This is a genomic window from Pseudomonas sp. M1, from assembly GCF_022760135.1.
Lineage (GTDB): Bacteria > Pseudomonadota > Gammaproteobacteria > Pseudomonadales > Pseudomonadaceae > Pseudomonas > Pseudomonas citronellolis.
The window spans coordinates 2757571-2771909 of record NZ_CP094343.1; the positions used below are offsets into that span (position 1 = coordinate 2757571).

General features: G+C 64.1%; 13 protein-coding genes. 9 read left to right on the forward strand and 4 right to left on the reverse strand.

Annotated elements, in window-relative coordinates; all coding sequences use genetic code 11:
* Positions 1–40: 40 nt before the first annotated feature.
* From PM1_RS12460 to PM1_RS12495, 8 genes are all read left to right on the forward strand, one after another.
* Complete coding sequence (locus PM1_RS12460; protein WP_024128695.1) at positions 41–709, forward strand: cupin domain-containing protein; 669 nt, start codon at positions 41–43, stop codon at positions 707–709.
* Positions 706–1830, forward strand: a complete 1125-nt coding sequence (locus tag PM1_RS12465; protein ID WP_024128696.1) for a flavin monoamine oxidase family protein — start codon at positions 706–708, stop codon at positions 1828–1830. Before PM1_RS12460 ends, PM1_RS12465 begins: the two co-directional genes overlap by 4 nt.
* A 76-nt stretch (positions 1831–1906) precedes the next feature.
* Entirely contained in the window at positions 1907–3130 is a 1224-nt protein-coding gene (locus PM1_RS12470) for an MFS transporter (protein ID WP_024128697.1), read from the forward strand.
* Between the two features lie 418 nt (positions 3131–3548).
* Entirely contained in the window at positions 3549–3842 is a 294-nt protein-coding gene (locus PM1_RS12475) for a hypothetical protein (protein ID WP_009622938.1), read from the forward strand.
* Between the two features lie 40 nt (positions 3843–3882).
* The gene (locus PM1_RS12480; RefSeq protein ID WP_009622936.1) at positions 3883–4623 is read left to right on the forward strand and encodes an SDR family oxidoreductase; all 741 of its coding nucleotides are present in this window, start codon (positions 3883–3885) and stop codon (positions 4621–4623) included.
* A 484-nt stretch (positions 4624–5107) separates the two neighbouring features.
* The gene (locus PM1_RS12485; RefSeq protein WP_009622934.1) at positions 5108–5641 is read left to right on the forward strand and encodes a sigma-70 family RNA polymerase sigma factor; all 534 of its coding nucleotides are present in this window, start codon (positions 5108–5110) and stop codon (positions 5639–5641) included.
* Entirely contained in the window at positions 5638–6591 is a 954-nt protein-coding gene (locus PM1_RS12490; RefSeq protein WP_009622932.1) for a FecR domain-containing protein, read from the forward strand. The genes PM1_RS12485 and PM1_RS12490 overlap by 4 nt, the downstream gene beginning before the upstream one ends.
* A gap of 107 nt (positions 6592–6698) precedes the next feature.
* Complete coding sequence (locus PM1_RS12495; protein WP_009622931.1) at positions 6699–9170, forward strand: TonB-dependent siderophore receptor; 2472 nt, start codon at positions 6699–6701, stop codon at positions 9168–9170.
* Positions 9171–9331: 161 nt separating this feature from the next.
* Here PM1_RS12495 and PM1_RS12500 read toward each other — a convergent pair whose 3' ends face one another.
* The 4 genes from PM1_RS12500 to exaA all read right to left on the reverse strand — a co-directional run bounded on the left by PM1_RS12500 (position 9332) and on the right by exaA (position 13580).
* On the reverse strand, positions 9332–9529 hold the full coding sequence (locus tag PM1_RS12500; protein WP_009622930.1) for a hypothetical protein: 198 nt from the start codon (positions 9527–9529) through the stop codon (positions 9332–9334).
* 140 nt (positions 9530–9669) lie between these two features.
* Positions 9670–10359 carry a GNAT family N-acetyltransferase gene (locus PM1_RS12505; RefSeq protein ID WP_009622929.1) on the reverse strand — a complete coding sequence of 230 codons (690 nt, stop codon included), beginning with the start codon at positions 10357–10359 and terminating at the stop codon, positions 9670–9672.
* 624 nt (positions 10360–10983) lie between these two features.
* Entirely contained in the window at positions 10984–11643 is a 660-nt protein-coding gene (locus tag PM1_RS12510; protein WP_009622928.1) for a pentapeptide repeat-containing protein, read from the reverse strand.
* A gap of 53 nt (positions 11644–11696) precedes the next feature.
* On the reverse strand, positions 11697–13580 hold the full coding sequence (gene exaA, locus PM1_RS12515) for a quinoprotein ethanol dehydrogenase (RefSeq protein WP_009622926.1): 1884 nt from the start codon (positions 13578–13580) through the stop codon (positions 11697–11699).
* Between the two features lie 314 nt (positions 13581–13894).
* Between exaA and pedF the strand changes: the two genes are divergently transcribed.
* Entirely contained in the window at positions 13895–14332 is a 438-nt protein-coding gene (pedF, locus tag PM1_RS12520) for a cytochrome c-550 PedF (RefSeq protein ID WP_009622924.1), read from the forward strand.
* Positions 14333–14339: the final 7 nt, after the last annotated feature.

The following is a 14339-nucleotide window of genomic DNA, read 5'->3' on the forward strand; positions in this document are numbered from 1 at the left end:
TGATGGGGGCCTTTTCCCCACCTTCCATGGTGTAAAGCACATGCTAGTCAACGCAGATTTTGCCCACCCAGCGCTCGTTTCACCCAGGGACTATCGTTGGGTGGCATCGCCGCAGCCGGGTGTCGAGCGCGTTATGCTCGACCGGCTAGGAGGGGAAAAGGCCCGAGCGACCAGTATTGTGCGCTACGCCAGCGGGTCGTTCTTTCCGCAACACCCCCACCCTGGGGGCGAAGAAATCCTGGTGCTGTCGGGCACCTTCTCCGAGGGAGACGAGGATTACCCCGAGGGCTGGTATTTGCGTAATCCGCCTGGCTCCATCCATCAACCTTCCAGCCGCGATGGGGCAGTGATTTTCGTGAAGCTATGGCAGATGGATGCTGATGAAACGGAACAGGTCCGGATCGATACACGCGACGAATCGAGATGGTCGGTGCGCGATGGCCGTGCCGTCTGCCAACTGTTTGGCGATGGTCGCGAAACCGTGTGTCTACAGCGCCTAGTTTCGGGGGAATTGCTGTTCTCCGAACCGGTAGGCGGTGCTGAAATCCTGGTGCTTTCAGGGCGTTTGCATATGGCAGGAAGCGCTTACGAATGCGGCAGTTGGCTGCGCCTGCCCCAAGGCTTCCTTACCGACCTCGCCGCCGGGCAAGAGGGGGCCTGCATCTATCTGAAGACTGGCCGTCTGGACGATTCGGCGGGTGGAAGGTGAGCCTTCATCGTGCACGTATTGCCATTGTCGGGGGAGGGCTTAGCGGGCTGCATGCGGCTTATCTGCTGGAGCAGAAAGGCGTTAGGGATTACGTCGTTCTCGAAGCCCGCCAAACGCTCGGTGGACGGGTTGTTTCACACCCCGATCCACGGCCGGTTACCGGGGCGAATGCGGTGTCGAGTTTCGACCTGGGCCCGTCGTGGTTCTGGCCTGAATACCAACCGCAACTCGATGCGCTTGTGCGAGAGCTGCAGGTAGGTCGCTATGAACAGTTCGAGCAGGGGCAGATGCTCATGGAGCACAGGGCTGACCGGCCTGTCGTGGCCATGCCCGGATATGCGAGCTCGCCTGCATCCGTGCGCCTGGTCGGTGGCATGGGCGCGTTGATCAATGCGCTGCACTGTCGCGTGGACCCGAATCGAATCTTCATGGGGCATACCGCAAAGAGCCTGCATAGCGTCCGGGAACACATCCGGGTCATCTGTGAGCGCGCAGAGGAAGAAACTGTCACCTGGACAGTCGAGCACGTGCTACTGGCCGTCCCTCCGCGCCTGGTCGCCAGTCGCCTAGCGTTCTTTCCCGAACTACCGGAAAAGCTCAGTGCCAGTTGGAGCGCGACGGAAACCTGGATGGCGCCCCATGCCAAATATTTCGCTGTCTTTGAAACACCGTTCTGGCGCGATCAGGGGCTGTCTGGCCAGGGCCGTAGCCGGGTGGGCCCGATGGTAGAAATACACGACGCTTCGGTCCCGGGTGGCAGCGCAGCGCTTTTTGGTTTCATTGGGGTGCCCGCATGGGCGCGCAGGAACCTGTCCGACGCTCAGCTGAAAGCGCTGTGCCGGGCTCAACTTGTGCGCATGTACGGCGAGCGGGCCAATGAGCCGGTGTTGGAGCTTGTCAAGGACTGGGCGCTGGAGCCATTCACCGCCACACTCGCTGATCTATCCAGTACCGGGCAACACGCGAGTGCGCCGCCAGCAACGCCGGAGAACGGGCCATGGCGTGGGCTCATCACCGGTATCGCCAGCGAGTGGTCGCCAGAGTTCGGTGGCTATCTGGCTGGCGCTGTGGATGCGGCGGCCCGGGGTGTTCAGGCGCAGCAACCTTTTCCCCTTCGATGACAATGATCCACGTGTTCAACCGCTGACCCTGTGATCGCTTCAAACCATGTCAGCCCCACCTGAGTAGAGGCACTCCTTGGCAACTCCGGAAACTTCAACTGCTAACGATTCTTCCGTCGAACTCTCCGAGCGCGACCAGCGAGGAAATATCATTCGCCTCACCCTGGCTCAGGCGCTGGCAGGGGCGAACTCGGTTGTGGTCTACGCTACGGGCGCGATCATTGGGCATATGCTGGCGCCAAACAAGGTTCTGGCCACGCTGCCCATATCCATTTTCGTGGTCGGGATGGCCATGTGCATTCTGCCGATGGGCCTTATCGCTCAGCATCATGGCCGGTTGGCGGCGTTTCTCACCGGCACCGCTTGCGGGGTGTTGACCGGTCTGCTGGCCGCAGTGGCGGTAGTGATTGGGTCGTTCTGGCTGTTTTGCCTGGCTACCTTTTTCGGGGGTGCTTACGCCGCCGTCGTGCTTTCGTTCCGCTTTGCAGCGGCAGATGGCGTGGGTACGGCTCGTCGGGCCCGTGCACTCTCGTTGGTGATGGGCGGAGGGGTCGCCGCCGGGGTGGTCGGCCCGCAGTTGGTGACGCACACCATGTACCTTTGGCCAACGCACCTATTTGCCGCGACCTTCATCGCCCAGGCTGCGGTGGCGGCTATTTCCGCGATTGTACTGTTGGGCGTACGCCTGCCCAGACCGAATGCAACTGAAGCCGCAGCTGGCAGGCCGCTGAGTTACATCGCCCGCCAGCCGCTATTCATCACCGCGATGATCTGTGGCGCCGTCTCGTACATGCTGATGAACTTCTTGATGACCGCTGCACCGTTGGCCATGCAGATGTGCGGTCATTCCCAGGAGAGCTCCAACCTTGGCCTGCAATGGCACGTGATCGCCATGTACGCACCAAGCTTCTTCACCGGCCGTCTCATCAGCCGTTTTGGCGCCAGCAACGTGGTAGTCACAGGGCTTCTGCTGACCGGCCTGTCCATTCTCGTGGGGTTGCTGGGCGTGGACATCGCTCACTTCTGGCTCACCCTCATCTTGCTGGGCGTTGGCTGGAATTTCGGGTTTATCGGTGCCTCTGCGCTTGTTCTGGAGTGCCATCGTCCAGAGGAAAAAACGCCGGTGCAGTCGCTCAATGATTTTGTCGTATTCAGCACCATGGCGGTGGGGTCGTTCGCCTCCGGTAGCGTGCTCGCGGCCTACGATTGGGACACCGTGCTGTGGGTATCCCTTGTGCCGTTGCTAGTGGCTCTAATTGCTCTTTTTGCTAGGCCATCGACACCCAAGGTTGAGGCGTAGCCAAGGTTGCGCATTGGCATTCATGGCGCATTTCTGGAGTCGGAATTGTGCTTCCCGGATAGTCGCTTCGGCGTGCAAGTGCCCCAATCAACGTCAGCTTCTGGCCGAAAGCTGCCTTCGTTAAGCGGCAGCTCTTGACCCATAGCGAACGTTGCGACGCCCCATCTCGGCAATGACGACGGAAGCTCGCTGCCTGCTCATCCGCACTTTCCCGGAGGCGCTTTGTATTCCAGTGTGTCCGCAGCGCGTTTTGACATTCGCAGAGATGGCCACGCCTTTTCTCGACACGGTGCAGATACCCCAAGGGCTTTTAATTCGCTCTAACAGGACATCGGCGCGCGGTTGGAGCCAGCACTCTTCCAGAGCGTTCTTTCCCACTCCGATGGACTGCTCCCCCTAACCCTTGAGGAACAATGCCATGAACACTCTGAAGACCCTCGTGACCGCCATTACCTTTTCGCTGGCCGGCGTGGCGGTGCATGCGAATGCGGCCGAGGCGCGCTGCTCCCACGGCACCGTCTGTTTCCAACTGACGCCCCTGGCTGAAGAAGGCGCAACCCCGCAACTGGCGGAAGACGGCTTCAGCAGGACGCCCCTGGGCATGCGTGTGAACTCGGCAGCGCCTACGCAACAGACCATTGCCGCAGATGGCTACAGCCGGACGCCGTTGGGCAAGCGCGTGGCGTCGTCCCATGAATCGGCAACCGTCTGATTCCCGGGTTTTCACGTTTTCAGTCAATGAAGGTGAGGCGATGAAGCGAGACGAAGCAGGGAATGACAAGGTCGCCATTGTTTTTGGTGGCTCCCGGGGCATCGGCGCGGCAGCGGCGAGGCAACTCGCCGCCGACGGTTTCTCGGTGGCGCTGACCTACGTGTCCCGGCCGGACAGCGCCAACGCGCTGGCCGCCGAGATCGAGGCGGGTGGCGGCCGTGCCCTTGCGATCCAGGCCGACAGCAAGGATGCCGCTGCCATCCGGAATGCGGTGGCGGCGGCGGTCGAGCGCTTTGGCGCGATAGACGTGGCGGTGGTCAATGCCGGCGTGCTGCGGCTCGCCCGCATCGATGCCCTTGGCGTCGAGGACCTCGACCTGATGCTCGACGTGAACATCCGCGGCGTCATTCTCTCGATCCAGGCCGCCGTGGCCAGCATGCGCGACGGCGGGCGGGTGATCACCATCGGCAGCAATTCGGCCTCTGGGCGCACCTCGGTCGAAGGCGCGGTGTACGCGATGACCAAGGCCGCCGTTGCGCGCCTGGTGCAAGGGCTCGCGCTGGATCTCGCGGCGCGCCGGATCACCGTCAACAATATCCAGCCCGGCCCGACCGCGACCGACATGACGCAAGCGCACCTGGACGCGCTGGCGGAACTCGTCCCACTCGGACGCGTCGCCCAGCCCATGGAGATCGCCGGCCTGGTCGCGTATCTCACCAGCCCGGCAGCGGCCCACATGACCGGGGCGAGCCTGACGCTGGATGGTGGCTATGCCCTGTAACGCCAGAAACGCCCGGGGGCCGCGACGCTCAAGGGCTTGAACGGCAATGACGCAGACGCCCCATTGTGGAAGAGGAACAGATTTATTCCTTCTGCTCTAAAGCTGTCCGGATGGACGAGACTAGAATGCTGAAAATAAACCTGTCTTGCACGGACACCATACCGGTGGGCACGGCTTCTCGTAGGAGCGAGCTTGCTCGCGAACAGGCTCCGCTGCGGGCTCATTCGCGAGCAAGAACCAGGCGTCCCCCCTCGATCCTACGAAGAGCCCCCGCACGGCCGGTAAGAGAGTCGCTCTTACGGCACCAGGGCGGGCTGTGCAGGTTGGCGTACCGGACTCGGACCGGCGCATCCGAAGATGCCCCACACGGCCCCCATGGCGGGCATCCACGATAAGGCGCGCTGATCCCGGCCCGAATGCCTTGATGGAAGAGGTGGCATAAAAATATAATGCGATTCATTCGCATATGATGGAATGCCACTCCATGCACGCTACTGCCGCTACAGAGGATCAGCTGCTGCTCGGCCGGCTGTACCAGGACCACCACGGATGGCTGCGCGGATGGCTCCATCGTCGATTGGGCAACCGCTGCGATGCGGCCGACCTGGCCCAGGATACCTTCGTCCGGTTGCTCGTTTCGCCCGCTGCGCTGCAGCAGCCAATCGCGACGCCGCGAGCCTACCTGCTGACCATCGCACGGCGGCTGGTGATCAATCTCTACCGTCGGCGCTCGCTGGAGCAGGCATATCTGGAAGTCCTGGCCAGCCTGCCAGAGGCGTGCACGCCTTCGCTGGAGCATCAGGCTCTGGTGCTCGAAGCCCTGCATGAGGTCGACGCGGTACTGGCCCGCCTGCCGAGCAAGGCACGCCAGGCATTCCTCCTGTACCAGCTCGAAGGGCTCACCCAGGATGCCATCGCCCAGCGGTTGGGCGTGAGCGTACGTAGCGTTCAGCGCTATCTCGCGCTGGCTTTCGAAGAGTGCATCGTGCTGGCGGCGGAAGTGCCGGAGCACCCGTGAGCGCGCAACCCATCGACCGCGATATCGCTCGCCAGGCCGCGCGCTGGTATGTGCGCCTTCAGGGGCCGCGCGTCAGCGAGGCGCAACGTCGCGATTGCGAGCGCTGGCGCGCAGCCGACCCGGAGCACGAACGCGCCTGGCAGTTGGCGGAGGGCTTCAACCGGCGACTGGGGCTGATCCCGCCTCAGCTGGGGCTTGAAACGCTGGATCGTTCCTATGCCGCTACGCGCCGACAGGCCCTCAAGTTGCTCGCGCTGCTGCTGGCAACGGCGCCTGCAGCCTTGCTGATTCGCCGTACGCAGTCCTGGCAGCAGCTCAATGCCGATGTTCGTAGCGGGGTAGGCGAGCAGCGCCAGATGTCTCTGGCCGACGGCACGCAGATTCATCTCAATACCGACAGCGCCGTCGATGTGGCCTTCGACGGTGCGAGCCGGCGGGTACGGCTGGTTGCAGGCGAGCTGCTGATCATCACCGCCAAGGACCCCGCCGGCAGACCCTTCATTGTGGAAACTGCCCAGGGCGAGATCGAGCCCATCGGCACGCGCTTCCTGGTGCGGCAATGGCCCGAGGACAGCCAGGTTGCGGTGCTCGAAGGCGCGGTGAAGCTGAACTCGCGGGCTGGAGAATCCCAGCTGCTGAAGGCCGGCGAACAGGCGAGATTCAACGCCCGGCATGTGGGCGACGTCGAGCCGCTCGATGCACGCATCGCCGATTGGACCCGAGGCGTGATCAAGGCCGAGCGTATGAGCCTGGCAAGCTTCGCCGCCGAACTGGGGCGATACCGGCCCGGCCTGTTGCGCTGCGACCCCGAGGTTGCGCAACTGGAAGTCTCCGGGGCGTTTCAACTGCACGACACCGACCAGGCGCTCCATGCGTTGACCCAGGTGCTGCCGGTGGAAATCCGCTATCGCACCCGTTACTGGGTCACCATCGCGCCCATTTCCAGCTGATCGGCCGGGCTGATTGGCGCTGCCGAATTTATTTTGTCGTCTTTTTCGTCTCTCGCGTGTCACCCGAGCACACAACGAAAAAACATGCTCGACACAGGGAGTCACTCATGCAGCTTCACCCCTTCGCTTCGCGCCGCGCAGCACGACCCAGCGAACTCGCCCAGGCATTGCGCGCCGCTGCGCTCGGGCTGTGCCTGGGCCCGATCGGCTTCGTCGCGTCCGCGCAGGCCGACACCTCCGATCAGGCCAGTCGGCAACGCCACTTCGAGATAGCCCCTGGCCCGCTGGGCGCTGCGCTGGCGGAGTTCGCGAGCCAGGCGGGCATCACGCTGCCGCTGCAGCCGCAGCGGGTACAGGGGCTGAAGAGTCGAGGCCTGAGCGGCGATGCCGACGTCGACACCGGTCTGAGCCGGTTGCTCGAGGGGACTGGACTGCGCGCCTCACGGCAGGGCGACGGCCTCTATGTTCTGCGTCCGGTAGCCGAGGCCGAGCAGCCACTGAAGATGGACAGCAGCGAAATCATGGGCGCCCGCCAGGATGGCCTGACCGAGGGAACGGGCTCCTATACGACCGGCGCCATGCAAACCGCCACCAAGCTGAACCTCTCGCTGCGTGAAACGCCGCAGTCGGTCACGGTGATGACTCGCCAGCGCCTAGACGACCAGGCCCTGGCCGACCTCAACGACGTCGTGCAGAACACCCCGGGCATGGTCATCCGGCGCACGGGGCCGGAGCGTTCCACCTACTACGCCCGCGGCTTTGCGCTCGACAACATCATGTACGACGGCCTGCCCACCAGCCTCGACAGTTCCCAGCTGTCCCAGGACCTGCTTTCCGCAGACATGGCCATGTACGACCGGGTGGAGGTGGTGCGCGGCGCCACCGGCCTGATGCAGGGCGCCGGAAACCCGGCCGCGGCCATCAACCTGGTTCGCAAGCGTCCTACGCCAACGTTCCAGGCCAGCATCCAGGGCAGCGCCGGCACCTGGGACCGCTACCGCACCGACGTCGACCTGTCCGGCCCGCTGACCGACAACGGCGCTGTGCGCGGTCGCCTGGTCACCGCCTACCAGACCCAGGGCAGCTTCCGCGACTCGCTGGGTAACGAGCGGAACCTGTTCTACGGGATCCTAGAGGCCGACCTGAACGACAGCACCACCCTGACGTTCAGCGCTTCGCGCCAGCAGGACGACTACAACGGCAACGGCTGGACCGGCCTGCCGGTGGGCTTCGACGGCAGCGACCTGAAGCTGTCGCGCTCCACTTCCCTGAGCAATGACTGGGAGTACTGGAACAAGACCAGCACCTCCGCATATGCCGCCATCGAACACGCCCTGGACAACGGCTGGAAACTCAACCTGTCGGCCACCAAGTCCTGGGCCGACCTGGACATGCTGGGCACTTACATACTGGGGCGCACCGCCACCCAGACCTATGACCAGTACGTGGGCGCCGGCCATTACCGTGAAAGCCAGAACAGCTTCGATGCCTACGCCAGTGGCCCGTTCCGCCTGATGGACCGCGACCACGAACTGGTGTTCGGTGCCAGCCATCGCCGCGTGGTGTTCAATGGCGACGTGCCGGTAAACGTGCTGCTGCACAGCAATATCGATATCTACAACTGGAACGGCGACACCCCGAAAATCGCCAGCCAGACCAAATACGGCTGGCAGAACACCAACGCCAAGCTCAACAGCGTTTACGCCACCACCCGCCTGAGCCTGGCCGACCCACTGAAACTGATTCTGGGCAGCCGCCTGGACTGGTACGAAAACGATACCAGCGCCCCCTACAAAGGCACCGAGACCGAACTCAAGGTCAACCGCCACGTCACCAAGTACGCCGGCCTGATCTATGACCTGGACGCGCATCACTCGGTGTATGTCAGCTACACCGACATCTTCAAGCCGCAGAGTTACTTCGACACCTCAGGCTCGGTCATCGAACCCATCACCGGCAAGAACTACGAGCTGGGCATCAAGGGCGAGTATTTCGACGGCGCGCTGAACGCTTCGGCCGCCATCTTCCAACTGGACCAGGAAAACCGCGCCAAGGCCATCACCGACCAGAGCCTTTGCCCCAGCTATCCCACCACTTCCTGCTACGAGGCGGCCGGCGAGGTGCGCAGCAAAGGCATCGAACTGGAACTGCAAGGGCAACTCACGCCCAACTGGCAACTGGGCGCCGGCTACACCTTCACCGAAGCCAAATACCGCAAGGATGCGAACAAGTCCAACGAAGGTCGCCTGTTCGATACCGACATCCCGCGACACCTGTTCAAGATGAGCACCACCTACACCCTGCCAGGCGCGCTCGACCAATGGCGCATTGGTAGCTCCCTGTACCGGCAGAACCGCATCTACAACAAAGGCACCACCTACATGATCGAGCAGGACGCCTACACGCTGGTGGACTTCATGCTGGGGTTCAAGCCGACTGCCCATATCGATGCGCAGTTGAACCTGAACAACGCGTTCGACAAGAAGTACTACAACTCCTTGAGTTCGTCTGTCACGGTGCCGAGCAATGTGTATGGGGAGCCGCGGAATCTGATGTTGTCGGTGAAGTACAGTTTTTGAAGCGGCCGCGGGCGCAGGCCTGATCGAGTGGGGAAGCGCAGGAGGCCTATGGACGCCTGGCATCAGCCGGCTTAGCGCTTGGCAGCGCGGTGGTATGGCTGCCATGGGGGCGGAAGCTGACGACTACCGAGGTCTGCTTTCGACCCATAGCCGACATCGGCTCAATGGCCGCTGCTATGAATGAGCCAAGCGATGAATGCTACGAAGGGAGCAAATAGAATCAGGCCGCCGACAACTTCTGCCCAGCCATAGGCAAAGCCGCTTTCACCCTTGAACCGGCCACCGCTCAGAAATCCCAACACACGGACACCGATGCGATGCGCCAGATAGTGGACTATGAAGTCTGCGATGAAGTCCATTCTGCTTTCCTGGTCGATGCTCGCCTTCTCAGAGCAGGGACGAACGCCAGTGAAGCATAGCGTTCAAGCCGTCGGCTGCGAATGACCATTGCTTCTGGCCGTTAGCAGACACTCAAAGCCGAATCCGTTTCCGCTGGCTGTCAGTGCAGCGTGGGGAAGCGCTCTTTCACCAGCGCCTGGGCCTGATGGGCCATCTGGTCGAGCAGGCGGTCGCGTTTTTTCTCGGCATCGGCCATGGCCTTCCGGCCGTGTTGCTGCACCAGGTAGGCGTGGATCTGCCGCACTTTCTTGGACTGATAGATCGGGGCCAGGTCCTGCACCGCGACCATGCCGTCGGAGCGGTGATCGCGGGTGTTGAGCAGCACGTGCGGCCCCTGTGCCGCCAGGACCTGAAAGCCCATCGACTCGAAGGCCGGCACCTTGCTCGCCGCGCAGGCGAGTTCGACGTGGGGCCGATGTGTGGCCACCTGTTGCAGCATGGCCCGCGCGATGCCGTGCCGGCGATGGCTGGCCGTGACGGCCAGGTAGGCCAGCGTGCAGGCCTGGGCATCGTCCTGGCTCGGCAGGTACAGGGCAAAGCCCAGGACCTGGGAGGGATCCTCGTCGTCCAGCGCCAGGACCAACCGCGCGCTGCTGTCCACCTCGCTGTCCATGGCCTGCAGATACAGGTGCACCTCGTAGCCGATTACGTACTGGTACAGCTGATAGAGCGGATTGCTGGGCATCAGCGGTACCGGGCTGATGTCGCTGAAGTAGTCCACCACCATTTGCAGAACCTGATTCTTCAGGGACTCCGGTGGCGGTGCGTCCAGGGTTACGAGGGTGAACATCTGAAGCTGACTCCGGGCGTGCCCGATCGGGGGAGATCGGCGCGGGCGCCATTGTAGCGCTCGCGCGCACCGAGCGTTGCAGCCGTCGGCAGAGTTCGGTGCGTAGGGCGAATAACGCTCCGCGTTATCCGCCGTTTGGCCTTGGTTGAACCCCGCTCAGGGCGGGCTTGGGCATCCTGGGTGGGAACGCCAGGACCGGCCACGGTGTTGGCGATGAGAAAGGTGTAACGGCGGATAACCGCGAACGGTTATCCGCCCTACGCTCGGTCCGTTGTAGGAGCGGGCCCTGCCCGCGATTTCGCGCGCAGGGCGCGCTCCTACATGGGGCTCGATGTGAGGCTGCCGTTCGCGGGAATGACGAAGATAGCTAGGTGTATCATGACACTGAGCGGATCGCGCTTACGGAGAGCAGGAGAAACTCCACCGTAGGATGGGTTGAGCGAAGCGATACCCATCACCGTGACCGCATGGGTATCGCAAGCTCAACCCATCCTACGAAAAGCACCCCGGCGCAGTTGGCAAGACAGTTGCTCCTACGGGGTCGGCATGGAGCGACGCGGCACCTGCCAGCGGCGGATAACCGCGAACGGTTATGCGCCCTACGGGAAACCCCATGCATGCCGCTCAATCCCAGCCACCGGGACACCCCTTGCACCCCTGCATATTCGTCCCCTGGAAGTTCCCGAACCTCGGCTTGCTCCCCCGCAAATCCGCATCTTCCAGATTCGCCTCCGCCAACTTCACCTCCTGCAGGTTCGCATCGCGCAAATCCGCCCCTTTCAGATCCGCACGGGACAGCCAGGTCATCTCCAAATCCGCTGCGCGCAGGTTGGCCTGGTGCAGTTTGCCGCCGCTCAGGCGGGCGAATTCGAGGTAGGCGGCGGTCAGGTCGGCGCCTTGCCATTGGGCGCCCTGGGCGAACAGGCCCCAGGCCTGGATGGCCACCAGGCTGGCGCCGGAGAGGTCGGCGGCGCGCAGGTTGGCTTGTTGCAGGCTGGCGCGGGTGAGGTTGGCGCCGCGCAGGTTGGCTTTTTCCAGGTTGGCCAGGTCGAGGGTGGCGTGGCGCAGGTCGGCGCCTGAAAGGTCCGCGCCGGCGAGGTTCATGCGGCTGAGGTCCTGGCCTTTCAGGTCGGCGCCGCGCAGGTCGGCGCCGGGGCATTGGCTGGCGGGGGCGATGCGGCAGTGGGCGATGACGGTGGCGTCGTCGTCGGTGTCGGCGGATTCGTCGCTGGCGTGGGCCAGGCCGGCCAGCAGCAGGGCGGCGAGCAGGGTGGTGGTTTTCATGGCTTTCTCCCGGGGCATGGAAAACCGCGCCCCTGGGGGCGCGGTCGGTGGGCTCAGCGGCTGGCGGTCTTGTTGTCCCAGCTGGGCAGCTTGAACACCCAGAAGGAACCGCCCTGGGCCACCGGGCGCGTCAGGTCGGCCATGTCGCCGCCCCACAGCGGCACGGCGCCGCCGTAGCCGACGGTCACGCCGATGTACTGCTCGCCGTCCTGTTCCCAGGTGATGGGCGGGGAGACGATGCCGCTGCCGGTCTGGAACTTCCACAGTTCCTTGCCGTTCTTCGCGTCGAAGGCCTTGAGGAAGCCGTCGCCGGTGCCGGTGAACACCAGGTTGCCGGCGGTGGCCAGCACGCCGGCCCACAGCGGCAGGTGCTCCTTGTGCTCCCACACCACCTTGCCGCTGGTGGGGTCCATGGCGCGCAGGCTGCCGACGTGGTCGTCGTACATGCGCTTGATGCGGAAGCCCATGCCCAGGTAGGCGCTGCCCTTGGTGTAGCTGACTTCCTCGGTCCAGTAGTCCTCCTTCCAGTGGTTGGCCGGCACGTAGAACAGGCCGGTGTCCTGGCTGTAGGCCATGGGGTTCCAGTTCTTGCCGCCGAGGAAGGGCGGCGAGACTTCCACCGCCTTGCCGTGCTTCTGCCCCGGTTCCGGCAGCGGCGGGCGCTGGCCTTCACGCTCGACCGGGCGGCCGGTCTTCAGGTCGATGTGGCTGGCCCAGGTGATGTTGTCGACGAAGGGGAAGGCGTTCTGCAGCTTGCCGTTGCTGCGGTCGACCACGTAGAAGAAGCCGTTGCGGTCGGCGTGGGCGGTGGCTTTGACTATCTTGCCGTCCTTGGCCTTGTAGTCGAACAGCACCAGTTCGTTGTTGCCGGAGAAGTCCCAGGCGTCGTTCGGGGTGTGCTGGTAGAACCACTTCACCTCGCCGGTGCTCGGGTCCACGCCCACTTGCCCTGAGGTATAGAGGCTGTCGTAGTCGTGCGGGTTGCCGCCCTTGGCGGTGCGCGCCCAGGTGTTCCACGGGCCGGGGTTGCCGGCGCCGACGATGATGGTGTTGGTCTCGGCGTCGAAGCTGGCGCTCTGCCAGGGCGCGCCGCCGCCGTGGTTCCACGACTCGACCTTGCCGGTGGAGGAGTTGGCGTCGTCCGGCCAGGATGGCGCCTTGACGTTGCCGGTGATGCTGCTGTCCTTGCCGTTCAGGCGGCCCATGTGGCCTTCGACGAAGGGCCGCATCCAGATTTCCTCGCCGGTGTCCGGGTCGCGGGCGAACAGGCGGCCGACCACGCCGAACTCGTCGCCCGAGCTGCCGTGGATGAGCAGCACCTTGCCCGTCTTGCCGTCCTTCACGATGGTCGGCGCGCCGGTCATGGTGTAGCCGGCGCCGTGTTCGCCGAACTTCTTCTTCCAGACGACCTTGCCGGTGTTCTTGTTCAGCGCCACGACCGAGGCGTCGAGGGTGCCGAAGAAGATCTTGTCGCCGTAGATGGCGGCGCCGCGGTTGACCACGTCGCAGCACGGGCGGATGTCGTCGGGCAGGCGGTGGTTGTAGGTCCACAGGCGCTTGCCGGTCTTGGCGTCGAGGGCGAACAGCCGCGAGTAGGAGGCGGTGACGTAGATCACCCCGTCGCTGACGATGGCCTGGGATTCCTGGCCGCGCTGCTTCTCGTCGCCGAAGGAGTAGGACCAGGCCGGGGTCAGCTTGAACACGTTGTCGGCGTTGACCTGCTTGAGCGGGCTCCAGCGCTGGGCGTTGGTGCCCATGCCGTACTGCAGCACGTCGCTGGTGGTCTTGTGGTCGTTGGCGATGTCGTCCCAGCTGACGTCCTTGGCCAGCGCCGCGCCGCTGGCGCCCAGGGCGATGGCGAGGGTCAGGCTGTGCAGGGCGAGGCGCAGGGGGCCGGCAGACGTGGGTGAAGAGGCGAGGGAGGTTCTTGTTGTCATCTTCGGGTTCCCGTTTTTGGTGTTGGGTCGAGAAACGGCGGGCCGCTGCTCGGGCCGCGGCGGTTCCATGGTGGGAGCCGGCGGCGGTGGCGGAAACGGAAAAGCTCCCGCATCGGCCGGGACAAGTTCCCGGTCGGGGCATGACTTGGGCTTGCTGCCGAAGGCCCCGGCGCGGCAGCCCTGCGCCCTAGTACGAAGGGAGTAGGCGGGGGCATCCAAAGCAGCATTCGGGGCGGGGGCGGGGCTTCCTAACATGGTCGAGGAGCGCCCCCGGTGGCGCCCGTGCCTTGTCCTACCCCCAGAGGAATGAAGTGATGAACAAGAAGAACTCCTTGCGCGGCCTGCTGGTGCTGGCCGGCCTCAGCGTCTCGGCCCTGGCCCTGGCCCATGGCAACGTGACCCCGCAAGCGGTGGATACCAAGGGCCTGGAGCCCCTGGGCAAGGAGTGGCGCGACACCAACCCGTACCGCGAGCCCTACGCCAACCACAAGCTGGCGGTGGAGATCGGCTCCTCCGCCTACAACCAGAACTGCGCGCGCTGCCATGGCCTGGAGGCCAAGTCCGGCGGCATCGCCCCCGACCTGCGCAAGCTCGACCTGGGCGCCGAGGGTGACGAGTGGTTCAAGGAGCGGGTGATCAACGGCGCGGTGCGCGACGGCGCGGTATACATGCCGAAGATGGCCGACTTCATCAGCCAGGAAGGCCTGTGGGCCATCCGCAGCTACCTGGAAAGCGTCCACGTGGACGAGTGACGCCGCC